This window comes from Paenibacillus sp. FSL F4-0097 (assembly GCF_038593125.1).
In the GTDB taxonomy this organism is placed as follows: Bacteria; Bacillota; Bacilli; order Paenibacillales; family Paenibacillaceae; genus Paenibacillus_AQ; species Paenibacillus_AQ odorifer.
In genome coordinates this window covers 205,311-222,132 of the sequence record NZ_CP151965.1, presented here as the reverse complement: position 1 = coordinate 222,132, position 16,822 = coordinate 205,311, and the positions used below count along the sequence as shown (strand labels likewise).

The 16,822-nt window shown below is 44.2% G+C and carries 12 protein-coding genes; 4 read left to right on the top strand and 8 right to left on the bottom strand.

The window, feature by feature from the left end; all coding sequences use genetic code 11:
• Window positions 1-43: 43 nt before the first annotated feature.
• Window positions 44-2,425 carry a N,N'-diacetylchitobiose phosphorylase gene (locus MHH86_RS01045; RefSeq protein ID WP_076141439.1) on the top strand — a complete coding sequence of 794 codons (2,382 nt, stop codon included), beginning with the start codon at window positions 44-46 and terminating at the stop codon, window positions 2,423-2,425.
• Between the two features lie 74 nt (window positions 2,426-2,499).
• Here the strand turns inward: MHH86_RS01045 and MHH86_RS01040 are convergent, their stop codons facing one another.
• The 5 genes from MHH86_RS01040 to MHH86_RS01020 form a co-directional block, all read right to left on the bottom strand.
• Window positions 2,500-2,910, bottom strand: coding sequence for a hypothetical protein (locus MHH86_RS01040; RefSeq protein WP_036687183.1), 411 nt, complete (start codon window positions 2,908-2,910; stop codon window positions 2,500-2,502).
• Entirely contained in the window at window positions 2,903-3,352 is a 450-nt protein-coding gene (locus MHH86_RS01035) for a LytTR family DNA-binding domain-containing protein (RefSeq protein WP_038568151.1), read from the bottom strand. The genes MHH86_RS01040 and MHH86_RS01035 overlap by 8 nt, the downstream gene beginning before the upstream one ends.
• A gap of 209 nt (window positions 3,353-3,561) precedes the next feature.
• Window positions 3,562-6,147: a metallophosphoesterase gene (locus MHH86_RS01030; RefSeq protein WP_076317021.1), complete on the bottom strand. Its 2,586-nt coding sequence runs from the start codon at window positions 6,145-6,147 to the stop codon at window positions 3,562-3,564.
• Between the two features lie 3 nt (window positions 6,148-6,150).
• The gene (locus MHH86_RS01025; protein ID WP_036687179.1) at window positions 6,151-7,416 is read right to left on the bottom strand and encodes a class I SAM-dependent methyltransferase; all 1,266 of its coding nucleotides are present in this window, start codon (window positions 7,414-7,416) and stop codon (window positions 6,151-6,153) included.
• Between the two features lie 25 nt (window positions 7,417-7,441).
• Window positions 7,442-8,233: a nucleotidyltransferase domain-containing protein gene (locus tag MHH86_RS01020; protein ID WP_342479591.1), complete on the bottom strand. Its 792-nt coding sequence runs from the start codon at window positions 8,231-8,233 to the stop codon at window positions 7,442-7,444.
• Window positions 8,234-8,462: 229 nt separating this feature from the next.
• On the opposite strand from MHH86_RS01020, the gene MHH86_RS01015 reads away from it, so the two are divergent.
• Both MHH86_RS01015 and MHH86_RS01010 read left to right on the top strand, forming a co-directional pair.
• Window positions 8,463-9,776, top strand: coding sequence for a WYL domain-containing protein (locus MHH86_RS01015; RefSeq protein ID WP_076224808.1), 1,314 nt, complete (start codon window positions 8,463-8,465; stop codon window positions 9,774-9,776).
• Window positions 9,763-10,560 (top strand): WYL domain-containing protein, encoded by a 798-nt coding sequence (locus MHH86_RS01010; RefSeq protein WP_036687170.1) that lies wholly within the window; start codon window positions 9,763-9,765, stop codon window positions 10,558-10,560. The genes MHH86_RS01015 and MHH86_RS01010 overlap by 14 nt, the downstream gene beginning before the upstream one ends.
• A 155-nt stretch (window positions 10,561-10,715) precedes the next feature.
• Here the strand turns inward: MHH86_RS01010 and MHH86_RS01005 are convergent, their stop codons facing one another.
• On the bottom strand, window positions 10,716-13,505 hold the full coding sequence (locus tag MHH86_RS01005) for an AAA domain-containing protein (RefSeq protein WP_036687169.1): 2,790 nt from the start codon (window positions 13,503-13,505) through the stop codon (window positions 10,716-10,718).
• A 192-nt stretch (window positions 13,506-13,697) separates the two neighbouring features.
• The gene (locus MHH86_RS01000; RefSeq protein WP_327196848.1) at window positions 13,698-13,802 is read right to left on the bottom strand and encodes a DUF6809 family protein; all 105 of its coding nucleotides are present in this window, start codon (window positions 13,800-13,802) and stop codon (window positions 13,698-13,700) included.
• Window positions 13,803-14,159: 357 nt separating this feature from the next.
• Here MHH86_RS01000 and MHH86_RS00995 point away from each other — a divergent pair, with 357 nt between their 5' ends.
• Entirely contained in the window at window positions 14,160-14,381 is a 222-nt protein-coding gene (locus MHH86_RS00995; RefSeq protein ID WP_036687168.1) for a helix-turn-helix transcriptional regulator, read from the top strand.
• 135 nt (window positions 14,382-14,516) lie between these two features.
• Here the strand turns inward: MHH86_RS00995 and MHH86_RS00990 are convergent, their stop codons facing one another.
• Window positions 14,517-16,670: a pectate lyase gene (locus tag MHH86_RS00990; RefSeq protein WP_076101088.1), complete on the bottom strand. Its 2,154-nt coding sequence runs from the start codon at window positions 16,668-16,670 to the stop codon at window positions 14,517-14,519.
• Window positions 16,671-16,822 lie beyond the last annotated feature (152 nt).

The window sequence follows — 16,822 nt, the reverse complement described above, 5'->3', positions numbered from 1 at the left end:
GTTTATAGATTGACCCATTAACCACTTAATAGGAGGAATGGTTATGCAATATGGTTATTTTGATGAAAAAAACAAGGAATACCTCATTACCAAGCCAAATACGCCTGCCCCTTGGGCGAATTACCTCGGCTCGCCGGAATATGGCGCGATCATCTCAGGTAACGCAGGCGGTTATAGCTTTGTAAAATCTGGCGCAAATGGGCGGCATATCCGTTACCACTTCAACTCTAAGGACGAGCCCGGACGCTATATTTACGTGAGAGATTTGGAGAACGGGGATTATTGGTCCGGCTCCTGGCAGCCTGTGGGTAAAGATCTGGAGCAATATAAGTCCGTATGCCATCATGGAACCGGATACACGAACCTCGTCTCGGATTACGATAACATCCATACAGAATCATTATATTATGTGCCACTGAACAAAACCTACGAGGTGTGGCGCATGAAGGTGCGCAATGATGACTCCAAAGCACGCAAGCTGGCTCTCTTCGGATTTGTTGAATTAACCAACAATAACAACTACGAGCAGGATACCGTCAACCTTCAGTACACTTTGTTTATTTCACGGACCTACTATAAAAATAATATGATCCTTCAAGTCATCAATGAAAACACCCCCGAAGAACAGACCTGGAGATTCTTCGGCGCTGCAGGTGCAGAAGTTACCGCTTATGACGGTGACCGGGATACGTTCCTAGGCGATTACCGCAGTTATGGCAATCCAGCCTCTGTCGAGAACGGCCAATGCTCCAATTCATTAAACTACAATACTAACTCCTGCGGTGCCCTGCAGCTTAACGTAGATTTGCAGCCGGGAGAAGAGAAAGAAATCGCATTTCTACTGGGACAGTATGATGAGAAAGGCGCTTCCGAGATTCTCAGCCATTATAAAGACTTGTCCGTGGTAGATAAAGAACTCGAAGAGTTAAAAGCATTCTGGCACAGCAAGCTTAACCGCTTCCAGGTCCAGACACCAAGCGATAACCTGAACAACATGATCAACACTTGGAATGCATATCAATGCTTTATCACTTTCATCTGGTCACGAGCAGCCTCTTTCCAATACTCCGGTCTTCGTAATGGACTGGGCTATCGGGATACGGTGCAGGATATTCAAGGCATCATTCATCTGGATCATGAGATGGCCCTTGAACGTCTTAGACTGATGATATCCGCCCAGGTTTCCAACGGCGGTGGACTTCCGTTGGTGAAATTTGACCACAATCCTGGGCATGAGGGCACACCGGATGATCCGGAATATGTACGGGAAACTGGTCATCCCCATTATCGGGCCGATGACGCTTTATGGCTGTTCCCAACCGTCATTAAATACTTGAATGAAAGTGGCAACTGGGATTTTACAGATGAAATAATCCCTTATTCGGATAAAGGTGAGGGCACTGTGTACGAGCATTTGCGCCAGGCGCTTCAGTTCAGTCTGGATCGTATGGGCGCACACGGCATGCCGGTTGGGCTTCATGCCGACTGGAACGATTGTCTACGGCTTGGAGCGAAGGGCGAGTCGTTGTTCGTCGCATTCCAGCTGTATATGGCATTCAAGGTGTTCATGGAAATTGCACAAAATAAGAACAAGCCTGAAGACATTCAATGGGCGCAGGGCCTGCTTGATGAGCTGGACGATAACATTCAAAAGCACGCTTGGGAGAACGATCAATTCGTCCGCGGATTTACAGAAGACAACTATACCATCGGCTCCTGGGAGAATGATGAGGCCAAAATTTGGCTTAATCCGCAAAGCTGGGCCGTATTAAGCGGTGCAGCCCGCCCGGATCAGGCGAAGCTCTCCATGGACAAAGTGTATGAGAATCTGCGGACCGATTACGGCACTATGTTATTCTACCCACCGTTCCGTGAATACGGTTTGCCAGTAGCGTTGATGGCTCTTTTCAACGCCTCAACTAAGGAAAACGGCGGCATCTTCAGCCAGCCGCAGGGATGGCTCATTCTGGCGGAAACCATGATTGGCAACGGTGGGCGCGCGTTCGAATACTTCCTGAATTGCAGTCCGGCCAGCATGAACGATAAGGCCGAAATCCGCAAACTCGAGCCTTATGTACATGGCCAGTTTGTCGAGTCCAAGGACAGCCCATATCAAGGCCGGGCCCATGTCCACTGGCTGACCGGCACCGCTTCAACCGTGATGGTCTCCTTGGTGGAAGGTATTATGGGGGTTCAACCGCAATTTGATGGCCTTCGCCTCAACCCGTGTGTTCCTTCCGACTGGACAGACTTTTCCATGGTCCGGGAATTCCGTGGGAAGAAGCTGAACATCCAGGTGGAGAACAAGAAAGGTGTACAAAAAGGGGTTACCCATATCGTTATTAACGGTGAAGAAATTCAAGGCAACCTGATCCCCGTCGCCAAAATGGCGCCAGAAAACAACGTGCTCGTTATTATGGGTTAAAGCGTATTTATGAGGAATAGATAGGAGGACGGACCGATAAGGTGCGTCCTCCTGTTTTTACAATTAGAACGAGGTTATTTCAAAATTTTATTTAACTCCTCAGCTTGTTTCCTGCTATTAATTCTGGCGTAGAAATAGAAAGCTATAGTGTGCAGTATAACCGATAACAACAACATTCCAGGCAACCAGGGGCTTATGAAGTTGAACATTTCTTTTGAGAATAACCACACCATTCCCATTCCGCCAAATATACTGAAGGTCGAAGAAATCAGAATATTCCAAAGCGGTCTTAACGTGAAATAGTTCCACAACACATTGTACATCACTCCGAATATCCCCGCGGAAATAATGGCGATACCTGCAATACGCCATAGATATAACATATCAATAGATTGATCCTTGAAAAACACAGTTAACAGTAGCGTTATCCATAAAGAAGTTAAAGTAAACACCTGAAAAAATGAATTTTTTAATTGATTAACCATGATAGTTCCTCCTGAAATTTTTAATATAATAGCGGCTGACAAAATAACAAGAACCATTCGTCAGAATCACTTTTATTCTCGCATTATCCGTTGCTGAGAACTCTTTTATGTAGCTGGTGTTGATTATGGTCTGATTATTAATTTTTATAAACTGAGGTGAATTCAGAACTTCTTCAACAAATTTCAATCGTGTATTAAGAAGAAACATTTCTCCCGTAATTACACGTACACTGCACATACGGCCTTCCGGCTCTATGACCGCGATTGAGCTGGATACAATCGAGACATTGCGATCATTTTTGGCGTTGATGACCATGATCCGTTTCTCCGATGTTTGAATGGCTACTTCGATATTTGCCCAATGTTCCTTTTCAGCCGGGTGGGTTGTTACTTTCGTAGTACCCCGGTCCATTTCTATGTCCTCTTCAAAAATGATTTCCAAGTTGTGCTGCCTCCTCTCAGGTTTCATATTATTATCAAAAAAGGCCTATGACCACTATCTTACGTTTTCTTGCATTAATTTGTCTGTTTGTTGCAAGATAGCTGTTTCCGCTTCCTCCCCGAACGAAAAAAAGACTGCCGGGACCTTCCCGACAGCCTGAACTCATTCTCATAATTGGCAAACCAAGTTTCTTCGCCTGTAACAATCCTCTACAACCTCGGGTCGATCTCTTTCTCTTTCGTTACCTCGAATAACAAGTTTGCTGCAATTTGCTTGTAGTCCTCGTTGTCAGACGAGATCTCATCCAGCTTCACTTCTAGCATTTGTCTGCCCAGCCGGTGTTCGATTAAGGACGTACGAAGCTTAGGAGCGATATTCTTCTGCTTCATCAGCTTGGCATACTTATGTGGAAACTTGTAGTCGTACCCGTAGATGATCGACAGGTAGCCCGGATTGCGGACCTTCATGTATGGGACTACCCCCTGCTGTTCTTGCTCCGGTTTGATTACAATTCCCTCCATATGTTTCTCTACCGTTATCTTTGCGAAATACTCCTCTGCTCTGATGTAAGCATCAGGCTCTTTCAAGTCCAGAACCAGAGATTCATCCTCGTTTAAGAACCTGTATAATTCGGAGGTTTTGCCGTCAGGTACCCGTTCAGCGCCATTCTCCAGCACTTCCTTCAGGATTGCAAAAGGTTTGTATGTTAATTCCGCATCACCCGCATACAGCTCCAGTTGCTGCTTGTATACTCGGTAGGCTTCGTCACGCTGGTCAAGATCTACATACGATTCTCTTATGTCACGGACATGCTTAAAAGTCTGGTAAACATGAGACCCATAGTTATTGTTAAGCGTCTCTTTCGACATATGGTGCTGGTCTTGTTCAAACCCGCTTACTTCAAAATCCTGTATCAGTTTACCCAGTGACTCCTCAAATCCATATTGTCTTAAGAAATCCAGCTCTGTCTCCAGCGCTTTGCCAATTGGCCGGAACTGACGCTCAATTAACCCATCCCCAAGCGCTTTCCAAGGCAGCAGCTCGCCATCCAGTAAAAGCACACGGATCCCCTGCTCAGCCATATAGGTTCCGAATTTATGAAGCAGCTGTTCGTAGATAGGCGTCAGATCGACCGCCTGAACCTTATAGCCGTTCCGGCTAATTGCGTAACACTGCTCTATATCCCGATAAAGGTACAAACTACAGCGTGATCCCATATATTTAGGCTGCAGAACGACTTCTGAAATACGACGTTCGGCAAAATAATCCAACCCTTTTTGCAGAGACTCAAGCTCACCGGCAGCCACATCCTTATCCGCAGGTGACATCGTCCCGGAGATGAAGTTGACCCGGTTCTGCGAGGAATACTGCAGTCTGCGCACAGACTCGTAATCAAGCTCCAGCAAGGATACGGTTTGCTTTTCCCGGAACAGGATAGTTAGCTCTTCGTGCACCGTAGTCACATGCGATTTTTGACTTTTATAGAAAGGTTTAAACGACATGCGAACAGAAGTTAGTTCATTACCCTGCGCACTCCCTGTGTCGAGGTGGAGTTTGTTTTTGATCCGAAAAGTCTGCTTGGCTGCAATATGTCCGAAGAGATGAAAGGGGTGATTACTCACAGCCTCTTGCTTTAGGAAATCAAGCTGTTCCTCAAAGGAAACCTCACGATCCAGCCGAAAGTTACGCTGATGGCGTAGTGAATTCGTATCCAGCTTACCAATGTACTTATTACGGCAAGGAGCATGGGTAACATAAAAAGAAGGACCTTGCATACCGATATAGCGGTAAAAGGACTGGGATTGCTCCACTAAAGCCGAAAATTTACTAAAAAGCGCGGGATCCTCCTTAAGCACTTGGGTGGAATCAAAGTACGTTCTTAGCAGTTCCGGATCGGTTCCTTGAATCTCCCCCTTTACGTACTTGTATACAAAGTTCTCGTGATTGCCCATAACAAATAGGAAATGCTCGCGGTTATCAAATAAGAACTCAATCGTCTCCCGCGTCTTTTTACCCTTATCAATCCAGTCACCAGCAAGAATGACTCGTGTGTTACTGAGCTTATCTGTTGCACTTAACTTACCTTCGTGCTCCCGATAGCCGTAATTACGTAATAGTCCCTGAAGCTCTTCGACACACTCATGAACATCCCCAACCACAATATACTCTTGTGCTTGTAGAAGTACCGTAGATGCGTAAGTATCCCAATCCTGTATAATCACCCGGTAGTCCGGATTAGGTATCCCTTCACCCTCGAGAATAAAATCTTTAGCACGCACTTTATGAATCTTGTTGTAACCTTCCCGTGACAGAACAGGCAAGACTTCTTTTCTGAGCCGGTTTAAATGATTGGAGATCAGCTTCTTCGAGCGCTCTGAGGCGTAGTAATCCTCCCGTTTGCGGTAATCAAACAGAATAACCTCCAGATTGTAATTATTTTGCCCGGCGATCTCACGGACTTTACTACGATAATCTTCGGATAGCCCAATGGTATCCATCACCACAAACTCCGCATTAATCGGAAAAGAAGTGACTAACTTCAATCTCTCAAACAATAATTGAAAGGTATGCGAACTCGCCTCCAGCATAACCTGATCATACTTATCATAGTCGTAGCCCAATATCTCCTGACGGATACTATCCGAGGATAAATACTGCACATTCGTACGTAAACCTTTGGAGGCATCCTCTAGTTTTAACTGCGGGATCAGAACTTCTTTAGCAAAAGTTGATTTCCCGCATTCCGTTGCTCCTACAAGCAGAAATATGGTATGTACACGCGTTTGAATTTCCACTGTCTATTCCTCCTTTCTTCGCACAATAGCGCATTGCGTCGTACGGATCTCGCCAACCCGGTCACCAACCATCAAATATTCGACCTCGACTGCTAAACCTTGAATCGTATCCAAAACCCATTGCCCGAACGCTTGCTGTCCCATTTCCCACTTGTGATCCTCATGCCGGAATCCTTCCAGCTCATAATAACGATTGAAATCAGCATTCGGTGTGGTCACAATAAGCTGTTGAAAATTCACATTACCGATTATTTGCTGAATAAGCTCTGCTGCCTCACCTTCGCTCATGTGCTCTACAACTTCTGTTAGAATCACATCAACCTGCTCCCCGTTGTACGACTCCAGAAAATGGTCCAGTGAGCCAAAGGTTGCAATGTTATCAATGTCCTTAGCTTTCGCTTTCCGATTCACAACCTCCAGCAGCTCCTCAGCTATATCTACCGCATAATAGGTACTCTCTATTTTCCCGGCAAACGGAATTGCATAGAAACCTTCTCCGCAACCGATGTCCAGAATCGGCTTATTGAATGGAAGCACACTCGAAATAAAAGTACGCCGCTGCATCGCAGTACCGCCATACTCCAGCCCAATAGAATACTGGTCCGTTTGTTCGATGGAGGCTTTATATCGCTTGAACCGTTCCTTTGAGGTAAGGAAATTCCTTGCAAATAGACTTCTTATATAAAAGGGTGCATCAATGACGTTAAGGCTGCGGATATATTTATCCAAAATAGCATCCGAAATATCTATGTACTCATCCCCAAATATGGATAAGAACAAGGACAGCACACCAACAACATGCAAGAGGTGATACAAGCTTTTATGTGTGGTAATCGTCAGTGAATAGCTCTTATGTGCCTGATGCTGCAAGGAGAAGGTATATCCCTTTAAATGCTTTTGGAAAAATTCAATATAGTGTATCCGCTCAACCTGAACCATATTAATGAAAAAAGAATGCTCATATCCTTCCGCATCCCGTTCATCCTGGGCTTTGAAGGGTGTAGAGAAAAACTCATTGACCGCATTAAGCGGAAATAGAGGTGTATTAAACCGGGAGACATTTAAATACTCAAAGCTCTCGCTTCCGTTCTGCTTGTAGGATATATCGTTATCTGCATCCTTAAAATAAACGTTATAAGTTGCCTCATCAGAATACCATCCATAAGCCACTCCCTGACGAACCGGACGAAGCTGCATACCTGTCACTGGATTTTTTTTAATTAAAAAAGTGAATTTTGGATTCGTAGATTTCAGTTGTACAATAGCCACTACCATCTTCCTCCTATCAATCTTTCTATAGGGCCCGTCCCCATACTTCCTGTAAAGCTTCTCGAAATAGAGCATCCAGCTGATGATCTCTGTTGTTCTCCTTAGCATTCAAGGACGCCGCCACCTTATCCAACACTTGGAACTGTTCTTCTAAATAATCGTTAATCACGGTTAGCTGCGGTCCGTAGTCTAGTTCTTCACCGGATTTTTTTCGTGCCAGCAATTGCTGAATCACCTGCCACAGCTCTTCATCCTTCGGAATAAGCCGCTCTACCAGTACATCGAACTCCATCAGCGGCATCTCTCCATATCGGTGAGTCCACTCACAAGCTAGAACGGGACGAAGCACATAAAAGTACTTTTTGATCTTGACCTGTTCGCCTTGCAGATAATCACGGTAGTTCCCTCTTGCCATGTTTAAATAATGGTACATACAAGACTTCCGCGAAAATGTGTACGGGGAGATGCTTCTAAGCTTCTCTGCTATACTGTACTTTTCTGCATATTGAATGGGTGATTGCAGCCACTCCAGCAGCGGTGGATTTGACTTCCGGAATAAATTCAGTGCTTTACGCAAATCCCAGCCATTGATATCAAGCATATTGTTAATAGGACGCTCGATCACATCCCGCTTATCAAAAATAGATAGATACCATTCCGGTTTATGCAGATAAATAAATCTCACATCATAATCACTGTCCTGCGATGGGAATCCCCAGGCCCGGCTGCCTGATTCGCAGGCATACAATATTGTAACTTGCTCCTCATATTCAATCTGTTCCAGCTGCTCACAGATAAGCTTGTTTATAGGATCCATCTTCATCCCTCCAGATCGGTTACTTCCCTATTCTCTACCATTGATACTATTCGAACGCCTCTTCAGAATTGCTTCGGCTTCATGGATCTATCTTCGCTCATCTTCCCTGTAACGAACAGGGCGGAAGTATGGCGGCGGCCAAAAATACTTCCATTTTATTCAACTCTGGTGCTTAATATAATAAGTACTACTATTTCTAATGGATTCGCTACAGGCTGGAGGGATACAAATGGCCCGGGAAAGTTTTGACAAGGAGATTCAATTTCTTCGCATGCTCTCTTTAGCGGGGGGAGCTTACAGCAGACAACAATTCGCCGATCGTCTCGGCATTTCTGTACATACCTATGACAAAACGCTGCGCAACCTGAAGGGCATGGTAACCGTATTACAACAAGACCTGCCTACAGAACAAGGAACGGAACTCTCTGAATGGCTCCGCTATAACTATTATGAATCTGCCGACCCGCTGCTCCTGTTCTTGTTCCGGGCGAAGTCGCTTAAGGAAACGGAGAGCATCCGGCTTACTCTACTATTAACTGCGCTTCAGACTCAGGAGCTAACGGCTAAAGATCTACAGGATGTCTGCAGTGAGCAAATGCCAACCGATTGTCCAATGCCCGATGAGAAGACCATCCGTGGAGATCTGAAATATCTTGAGGAAGTTGGCGTTATTCTTCGTGTAAATGAGGGCCGTCCTTATCGATACAAGGCTGCTAACGATCTGATTGATCAATTATCGGGCGATCAGCTCTTGGATCTTTACGACTATGTTGATGTCATCGCCAACACGCAGACTCCGTCGGTGCAAGGTTACCTGCTGCGCGACACCTTAAAAAAGGTCCTGCGGAAGCGGGGTTATAACCCCGAAGCTACGGAAACCCATAGATACAAGTATAATTATCATTCACGTATTCTTGACGAGGCACACCTATACACAATTTTTGCAGCGATTCAGCAGCGAAAAAAAATTAAGTTTCTATATCTATCCCCTAAAAAGGGCAAAAACTACGCCTCTCAGAATACCAATCCTCTCTTTGAGCGGGAAACAAGGGGCGTCACAGAAACCGTTCTTCCGCTCCGCGTCATCTATGACCATCAATATGGGCGCTGGTATTTAATCGGACATAATTCACGTATGGGCATCATGAAATTCCGAATGGAGGGCCTTACTCAAATTGAGGAGGGCGACACTGTGGAAGAATCAGAGTTTGCTCAGAAACTCAGCAATCTGGAAGAGCAGATGACAAACAGCTGGGTTATAGATACCACCAGTGCAATTAAAGTGGTGGCGAGATTTTATAACCCCAATCGCTCTGGTGTTAATTTTATTCGGGAGCGGGTTGAAGCGCAGGGACAGTGGGGAGTAATTACGGAAGAGTCCGATTCTACATTCCTTTATGAGATCACAGTGAATGGTATTTATGAAATTAAGCCGTGGTTACGAAGCTTTGGTTCGAGCTGCGAGGTATTAGAACCCCCTTGGCTGCGTAAGCAATTTATCGCGGAGTGGAAGGAGATTCACAGCTATTATGAATCCATTTGAGAAAATATTTAACTTCCAAATCATTTCACGCCTCGACGAAGTGGGTTCATTAGCGCTGACCTCCCAGGAACGTTCCTGGCTGAAAACCATGTTAATGCACCCGGCCTCAGAAGCAGCTTTTACACTGGATACCTTAAGTGAATTGAACTCCATATTGGAGGCAGAAGCGTCCACAGAAGTGCAGGGAATTATTATGGAGAAAGCTAAAAGCAAAGAGCGGCAGGTCTATCACCCAATGCTTCGTACACTCCGCCGTATAATCATGCAGAATCAAGCGATCCTTATTACTTTCCATATTAAGCATGGAGGCCAACGAACTGACCAAGCCGGGTTCCCTCATAAGCTGGAATACAACATGTATAAGCGGGAGTGGTATTTGCAATGGTACAGCACCCGGCAACGTTCTCTTATGTCCACTAAACTAAAAAACATTGTTTCTGTTGAAGTAGCTCCCTTCCCTGCCAAACGGATTGATGACTTAAAAGCAAGAATAACGCGATTATTAGAGGATCAGAAAGAATGTGCATGTATTCAAGTCATTCCCACCTTTAATGCTGAGCTGTCCCGAATTCTGTACGCCTTTTCCTGTTTTGATAAATCCGTGTCCTTTGATGAAAATTCGGGCATCTATCGAATCAAAGTCATCTACATGAGAGACGGCAGCGAATTCCTATTGTCCAAAATCCGTTTTCTTGGCCTGCGCGTAAAAATCGTCGAGGGTGAGCATCTTAAGCGGCGCATGCTGAAGTCGGCAGCTATGGCGATTGACCGGTATGGGGAATAACCGAGAATTAGTATAGGCTGGTCAACTATCCTGAAGCGCTGAAACGTGCTTATATAGTAAAGTAAAAGACACAGTTAAGATGTCTTTTACTTTACTTACAGCAGCTTTCTTAGAAACTGAAAGGTGGACTTACGGAGTACTGTGATTATTAAACATCAGCTTGATTGCATAATAGCATCCAGCAGCTCCCTGATCTTTCTCTCCTCTGAGCTCTCATTAGTTGCGAACCTTTTTAACTTTATTCCATATGTATTAAAAATAGTATCTTTCATTTTATCCCGCTCTCTCTGTTCCGGTTTATTCTCATGAAAAGCAAATCCGTCTACCTCAATGGCAAGCGCCGCTTTCCGATCCAACTTATGATAAATGACAAAATCCACAGAGGCTCTATTACTGATATATCGCCGCTCCTGGTCTTTCAATCTAGTCACATCCTTGAATAGATTCTTGAGAAGAACCTGATTGCCGAGTGTAAATCCGCTATAAACCGGCTCCTGTAAAAGCCCCTCAAGCAGTGCCTGCATCAGATTTTCCGATTTGAATTTAGATACATTAACTCTCTTAGCCCGTTCTCTAAATGCCCGAAGCTTACCCGAATACTCCTGATACAACAGATCAAATATGGATACTATCTCACTGTCCACCACGTTCTCATCCAGCGTGCTATACTCCATATACCGTGTGAGATCCCCAATTTCATTACCATATTTCCGAAATAGGGCATGATCCGTTATCAGAATAAACTTCTTCTGCGCACGGGATACGGCCACATTAACCTTACAGGGATCATTCACAAATTTCATACCTATTTTGCCAGAGCGTGTCTGATCCAACACTGTAGACATAATCATAATAGACTTCTCCCGGCCTTGATATTTATGTATCGTGTCACTCTCGATATCATCGACAAACTGTCCTGCTGCTTTCTCTACCTGCTTGCGGTAAGGTGTGACGAAGCCAATATCCGATTGACCAGCCGCTACTTCCTCCCAACCCGCAAGGATCTCCCCTTCAATGACATCCAGCTCCCGCTGGTTGAACTTCCCTTTCTTCTCACCAATGGTTACTTCTCGCAAGTGATTACCCGGCGCAGTCCTGTAAATCAGCAGTGGAACTTCTGTATCCTCTTCAGTCGTAAAAGTAATTAAATCGCCATTATAGTACTTTTGATTGCAAAACTGAATGATTTTGGGATGGCACCGATAGTGCTCTTTAAGCATCACTTTGGGAATATCATCTCCATATAGGGCAAGCATGGATGACAGTAGATTGTGTTGGAAATAATTATAAGCTTCGTCGATGTTAGCGGATGCAGCACATCCAACCTTCTTCTCAATCTCCATACTCACAATTTGCGGCAGCTGTTTGGTATCCCCAACAATGATCGCACGTTTGCAACAGGATAGCGCAAGTGCGCCTGTCACCAGATCTACCTGAGAAGACTCGTCAATAATAACGTAGTCAAACAGATCATTGGCCGGCACGCAATTACGCAAAGAATGAGTCGTGCTTAGGACAATCGGATAATATTCGATGAATGACTTAAAGTTTTTGCTCTGCCGATAATCTTTTGCATTACATTTCAACCGAGGGAGATTACGATATTTCTCATACAACTTATGTTGGAAAAGCTGAACGGAACACTGCTGGTGTTCCTTTAGTAAAGGCTGATAGGACGCAGACTGCAGCTCTTGTTCAATCCTTACAATACGACCCGATAGCTCTTCAATCCGCAGAATATAGAACTTCCGCTGAACATTCAGAATCACATCTGCCCCCTGTTCCTTCAAATATTTAAGCTCCGTGAACCCATGTTTGACAAAAAGCTTGAACTTGTACAAAAGACCATTCTCTTTACCTTTTCTCACCGCAAGGTGGCTATCCTTCATGAACTCAAGCATCCGCTCAGGCGTCTCATGATAGAATGACAACTTCTCTAATGGCTCTATATTCTGCTTGGTGTAGTAGTTCTCAAAATGCTTCTGCTCCAGCACATACGCCGACAGCTGTTGCTTCAAACGCGCCTTCTCCATATCCAGTACCATCAGCCGATTAATACGACCATCCAGCTCCTGTATCTTGGATAGTAGCTCCGCCTCAGGCAACTCGCTTTCCCAGCCAGAGACCTCGGCGACAGGCAGATTCGCAAAGAAATTTTCTTTATTCTCATTATTGCCAAGCCCCGCAACCAAAAAGGGATAACCCTCCGCCTCCAGCTTATCGCGCACATTCTGCACCGCCGCATTGTTGCCTGAGACCACAGCCACCTTCTTCTCTTGCATCACAGCCAGGTTGGCCAATATATTGAGAATGGTCTGGGTTTTGCCTGTACCTGGAGGGCCTTCAATGATACTGATCTTACTTCGTAAGGCATGATCCAGGGCCGTCTTTTGGCTAAGGTTATACCTGAATGGGAAGATCGGCTGTAATTCAACAGTGACATCCTCGCTCACCGGAGACCCATTAACATAGTGACTCAATACACTTTCTGGGTGTACAAAACTGAGCTTGGCAAATTCCTTTTTTAAAAAAGCGTCCATCTCCGGCTGATCTTCTCCGCCCTCAATATGCCCTGAAATGGCACGCCAATACTCCATGACCTTCAACGCATCTGAGCTCTTCACTCCGCTGCTCTCGATTCGAACATGCACGGCTTCATACACCCGATTGGTTCCATCCTTAAAAAACACACGAATCCGAGATCCGAAATCCAGCACTCGCATAACATTGCTAAGAGGGTTATCCCGATGAAACACCACTTGCTCTTTGGTGATTGCTGTAATAACGGGCTTGTCTAGAATCATTACATCACTTGCATTGTAATAATAGGGTTTATTAGAACTACGATAAATCAACCTTATGTTTACGCCCAACTGTTCATATGATGCGATTTCTGAGGTGCGGTCTTTGTTTTTAACAATAATCAGGTATCTTTCTTCGTCCATGGCTATTCCTTCTGTGTTCGCGTATTTAGAATTAATATGTAGGGAATTCGGTAGAATGTAAGGATATTCCTTCATAGGAAGGACATAGTCTTATTGATAGGCTAAAAAGACACCTTGATTGGTGTCTTGAGGGGAAAGCTAATCCAAGAAAGTATTTGAGGAAACTACTTATGAAGAGAAACTATCCTATTATTAATCATCAACTAAGATTTCAATCATCATTGCCGCTCCGGTCTTGAATCCACACACAAATGCAGCAGTCATCTCCATCCCCTGGGCTTGAGAATACAGTTCCAATAAAGACTCCAGCTCATCAAAATCCCCTTCGGACGGTAGCTGGGATCCTTGGAGATGAAATCCACGCTGGGAAATAAGCTGCCGTGGTATAGAGATTCGAGAATGTTGGGCATAGGAGCCTCCATTTTTAGATATTTGAGGAGATTTATTTTCATTATAGTTTGCTTCTAGTGATACGAATTAAATAAAGGCTCATATCCACCACTTATCCTCAACTTCTCATATGAGATACATTTTTTTGGTGAGAATTAAAAATACGCATTCAATACGCATAAGCGTACCAGTTATGGAATTATTATACGTTACGCTTATGCGTATAGTCAAGATGAAAACTCAGAGTTAGTGAGGGGATTAGAAGTGGGAAAGAGAGTTATAGTAAAAATATCAGAATTGACCAAAAAACATAAGATTTCCCTACGAGAATTGTCCAGAATATCCGATGTCCGACATGCTGCATTAAGTGAGTTAGCTAATGGAAAAAGGGAGAATATTAACTTTAGTCATATAAGCAAAATTGCAGAAGCTTTAAATATTGAGGATATTCGTGAGATTATTGATTTGGTTGATGATAAAGATTAATCAAATCAACACAAAATTGATAGTTTTTCAATCGACAATAACTCAAGTAATAAGACCATAAGAAAAAGCAAAGAAAAGCGACCCCTACAGGTCGCTTTTCTGATACTCCATATTAAAGTAGAGGCGGTCAGTTCCCTATTCCAGCTTCATATAATACAGATTCGCCGTACTATCTTTTGTAATGGTATGCGCACCTGCGGCCAGAGAGACAGTGGCAATGCCATTGGTTATAGGGTAACTTGTTCCATCCACTTTGATTTTCGTTCCCTCTGTGTTGAACACTAGGGTTAGCGCTGAAGCTTTAGCAGAAGTGAATTGAATGCTGGTTGCACTCTCAATTTTTAGACATTGGGATAGGGTTAAACCCTGATATGCCACAGTTCCCTTACTTGTTGAGAGATTGCCTTGGATATTGAAGAAGCTGCTTGTTGTTCCATCCGTAGTAAAGTTGTGAACGGTTGCTCCCGCTGTCGGCACTGGCGTTGTCGTCGGTGCTGGAGTCGCCGTTGGTACAGGAGTTGCTGTTGGAGCTGGGGTCGCTGTTGGCACAGGAGTTACTGTTGGCGTAGGTGTTACTGATGGAGTCGGAGTCGGATTCGTTGGGTTTGAATTCCCCCCTACAGAGACAAGTCCCGTTGTGTAGCCTCTGATTGCAGACATCAGCGCTGTATTCAGCGCATACGAAACGTCATCCACTGAATCATTAAATTCCCATGTGAAGTCTCCGCCATTCAGACGTCCGGCTTTTGCCATAACAATCTGTTCAACATTGCTTACGTTATCAATATTAGATACGTTCACTCCTGTATTTACGCTCGTGTCGAAGTTATTATAGGCTGTTCCGCCTTTTAGTGCTTTGTATGAGCTTGGGACGGTTTCATTTCTTGACGAAGCTAAGTAAGCATCAAATGAGGTAGCATTAGCAGGAGCTGTCCCTGTGTTTGAATTCGCATAGATGAGACTTGAAGCCTCTACAATAAGATTGTTATAGGCTTTAATCACACCTCCATTTTCGCCTGAGAACGTACCCTCCCCTAAAGCATCTGTACCTTGTAAGGAGATCATCATTGGAAATTTAGCATGTCTAAAATAATTAGATTCTACAAAAGCTGAAGCACCTGTAGTTACACCCACACCGTATTTGGAGATACCATCGAAAAAGTTGTTATAGATATGGACGGAAGCCACTCTAATCCGCGGATGACGGGAGTCCGAATGGTCAAACCAGTTGTGGTGGAAGGTAACAAAAAATTCAGCCGGCTCACTCAAACCAACTAGCGAGGATTTTCCGGAATCCCAGTAATGGTTGTAAGAGATTGTAATATAGTTGGATCCATTTTTAAGGTCTGTGGAACCGTCGCCCTTGGCTTGGTCTGCATCGCCTCCAGCAGCTCCATAAAAAATATCATTATTATGCACCCAGACATTCATATTGCCGGAATCCATTGAAATGCCATCGTCAGGGAATAACATTACACCCAGGTTTCTTACTTCCACATTACCTACATATCTTAGAAGCATTCCCCAACCGTACGCGTAAGCATCATTCCCGATACCTTCAATAGTAATATTCATTTCCGAATAATTGTTTTTACCTTTGACTTCAAGATACCCACTGCTGTTAAGCTGTCCACTCAGATCAGCAGCTGTAACTTTTCCGATAATTCGGATCGCAAGTGGAGTTGTATCATAACCTTTTTGTCTCAGTGTCAGAATACCACCCAGACCAACCCCTGTTTGTACAGCGCCGGAGCTGTTGATTTTCACACCAAGGGTTACGGTTTGCGCATTCTGAGATGTTATATACAGCACTTGAGCACCATTCTTGAGGGTTCCATTCTCATTATAAGCCCCTGATCCTGTACCATATTGCGAACTAGTCGAAAAAGCAAATCCTGAGCGGTCATATGACGTTACGGATAGTGGATTTGAAACCGCACTTACCGTCCCACCCCCTGACAAGGTAGCTTCAACTTTCATCACATAATTACCGGCTGCAAGCCCAACAGCATCTGCTCTCCAGTAGGAAGAATATTTGCGGATTAACTCATTATTAATTTGTTGATACCCAGAATCCGCTGCACTTGCCAATTTAACATAAACGTTATACCCTGTCGCATTGCTTACAGGTGACCATTCCACATATGCCGTTTCATTCCAGCCTCCACTGCCTGTTACCGCAAGACCAGCAGCATGCACCACCGTATTTGTCCATCCACCTACTATTAAAGAAAGAGCAAGAGAAAACAACACAACAATACTGGTTACCTTTGCAACTCTTTTTTTCATTTTATTTCCTCCCGATTTAATTTGTTGCAGATATTATTGTAACCGCTTGCAAAAAATGAAGTTTCTCTTTTCACCTCCTAAATATTTAGAAAGAGATCCTGCATCTAGCCCCTGTATCCCTTCGAAAATAATACAAATTCTGGAACCAGAAC

Excerpts from the sequence above, each read along its gene's own strand:
- MHH86_RS01045 (WP_076141439.1), top strand. The coding sequence starts at position 44 with ATGCAATATGGTTATTTTGATGAAAAAAACAAGGAATACCTCATTACC.
- MHH86_RS01005 (WP_036687169.1), bottom strand. The coding sequence starts at position 13,505 with ATGGACGAAGAAAGATACCTGATTATTGTTAAAAACAAAGACCGCACC.
- MHH86_RS01010 (WP_036687170.1), top strand. The coding sequence starts at position 9,763 with ATGAATCCATTTGAGAAAATATTTAACTTCCAAATCATTTCACGCCTC.
- MHH86_RS00990 (WP_076101088.1), bottom strand. The coding sequence starts at position 16,670 with ATGAAAAAAAGAGTTGCAAAGGTAACCAGTATTGTTGTGTTGTTTTCT.
- MHH86_RS01040 (WP_036687183.1), bottom strand. The coding sequence starts at position 2,910 with ATGGTTAATCAATTAAAAAATTCATTTTTTCAGGTGTTTACTTTAACT.
- MHH86_RS01020 (WP_342479591.1), bottom strand. The coding sequence starts at position 8,233 with ATGGATCCTATAAACAAGCTTATCTGTGAGCAGCTGGAACAGATTGAA.
- MHH86_RS01015 (WP_076224808.1), top strand. The coding sequence starts at position 8,463 with ATGGCCCGGGAAAGTTTTGACAAGGAGATTCAATTTCTTCGCATGCTC.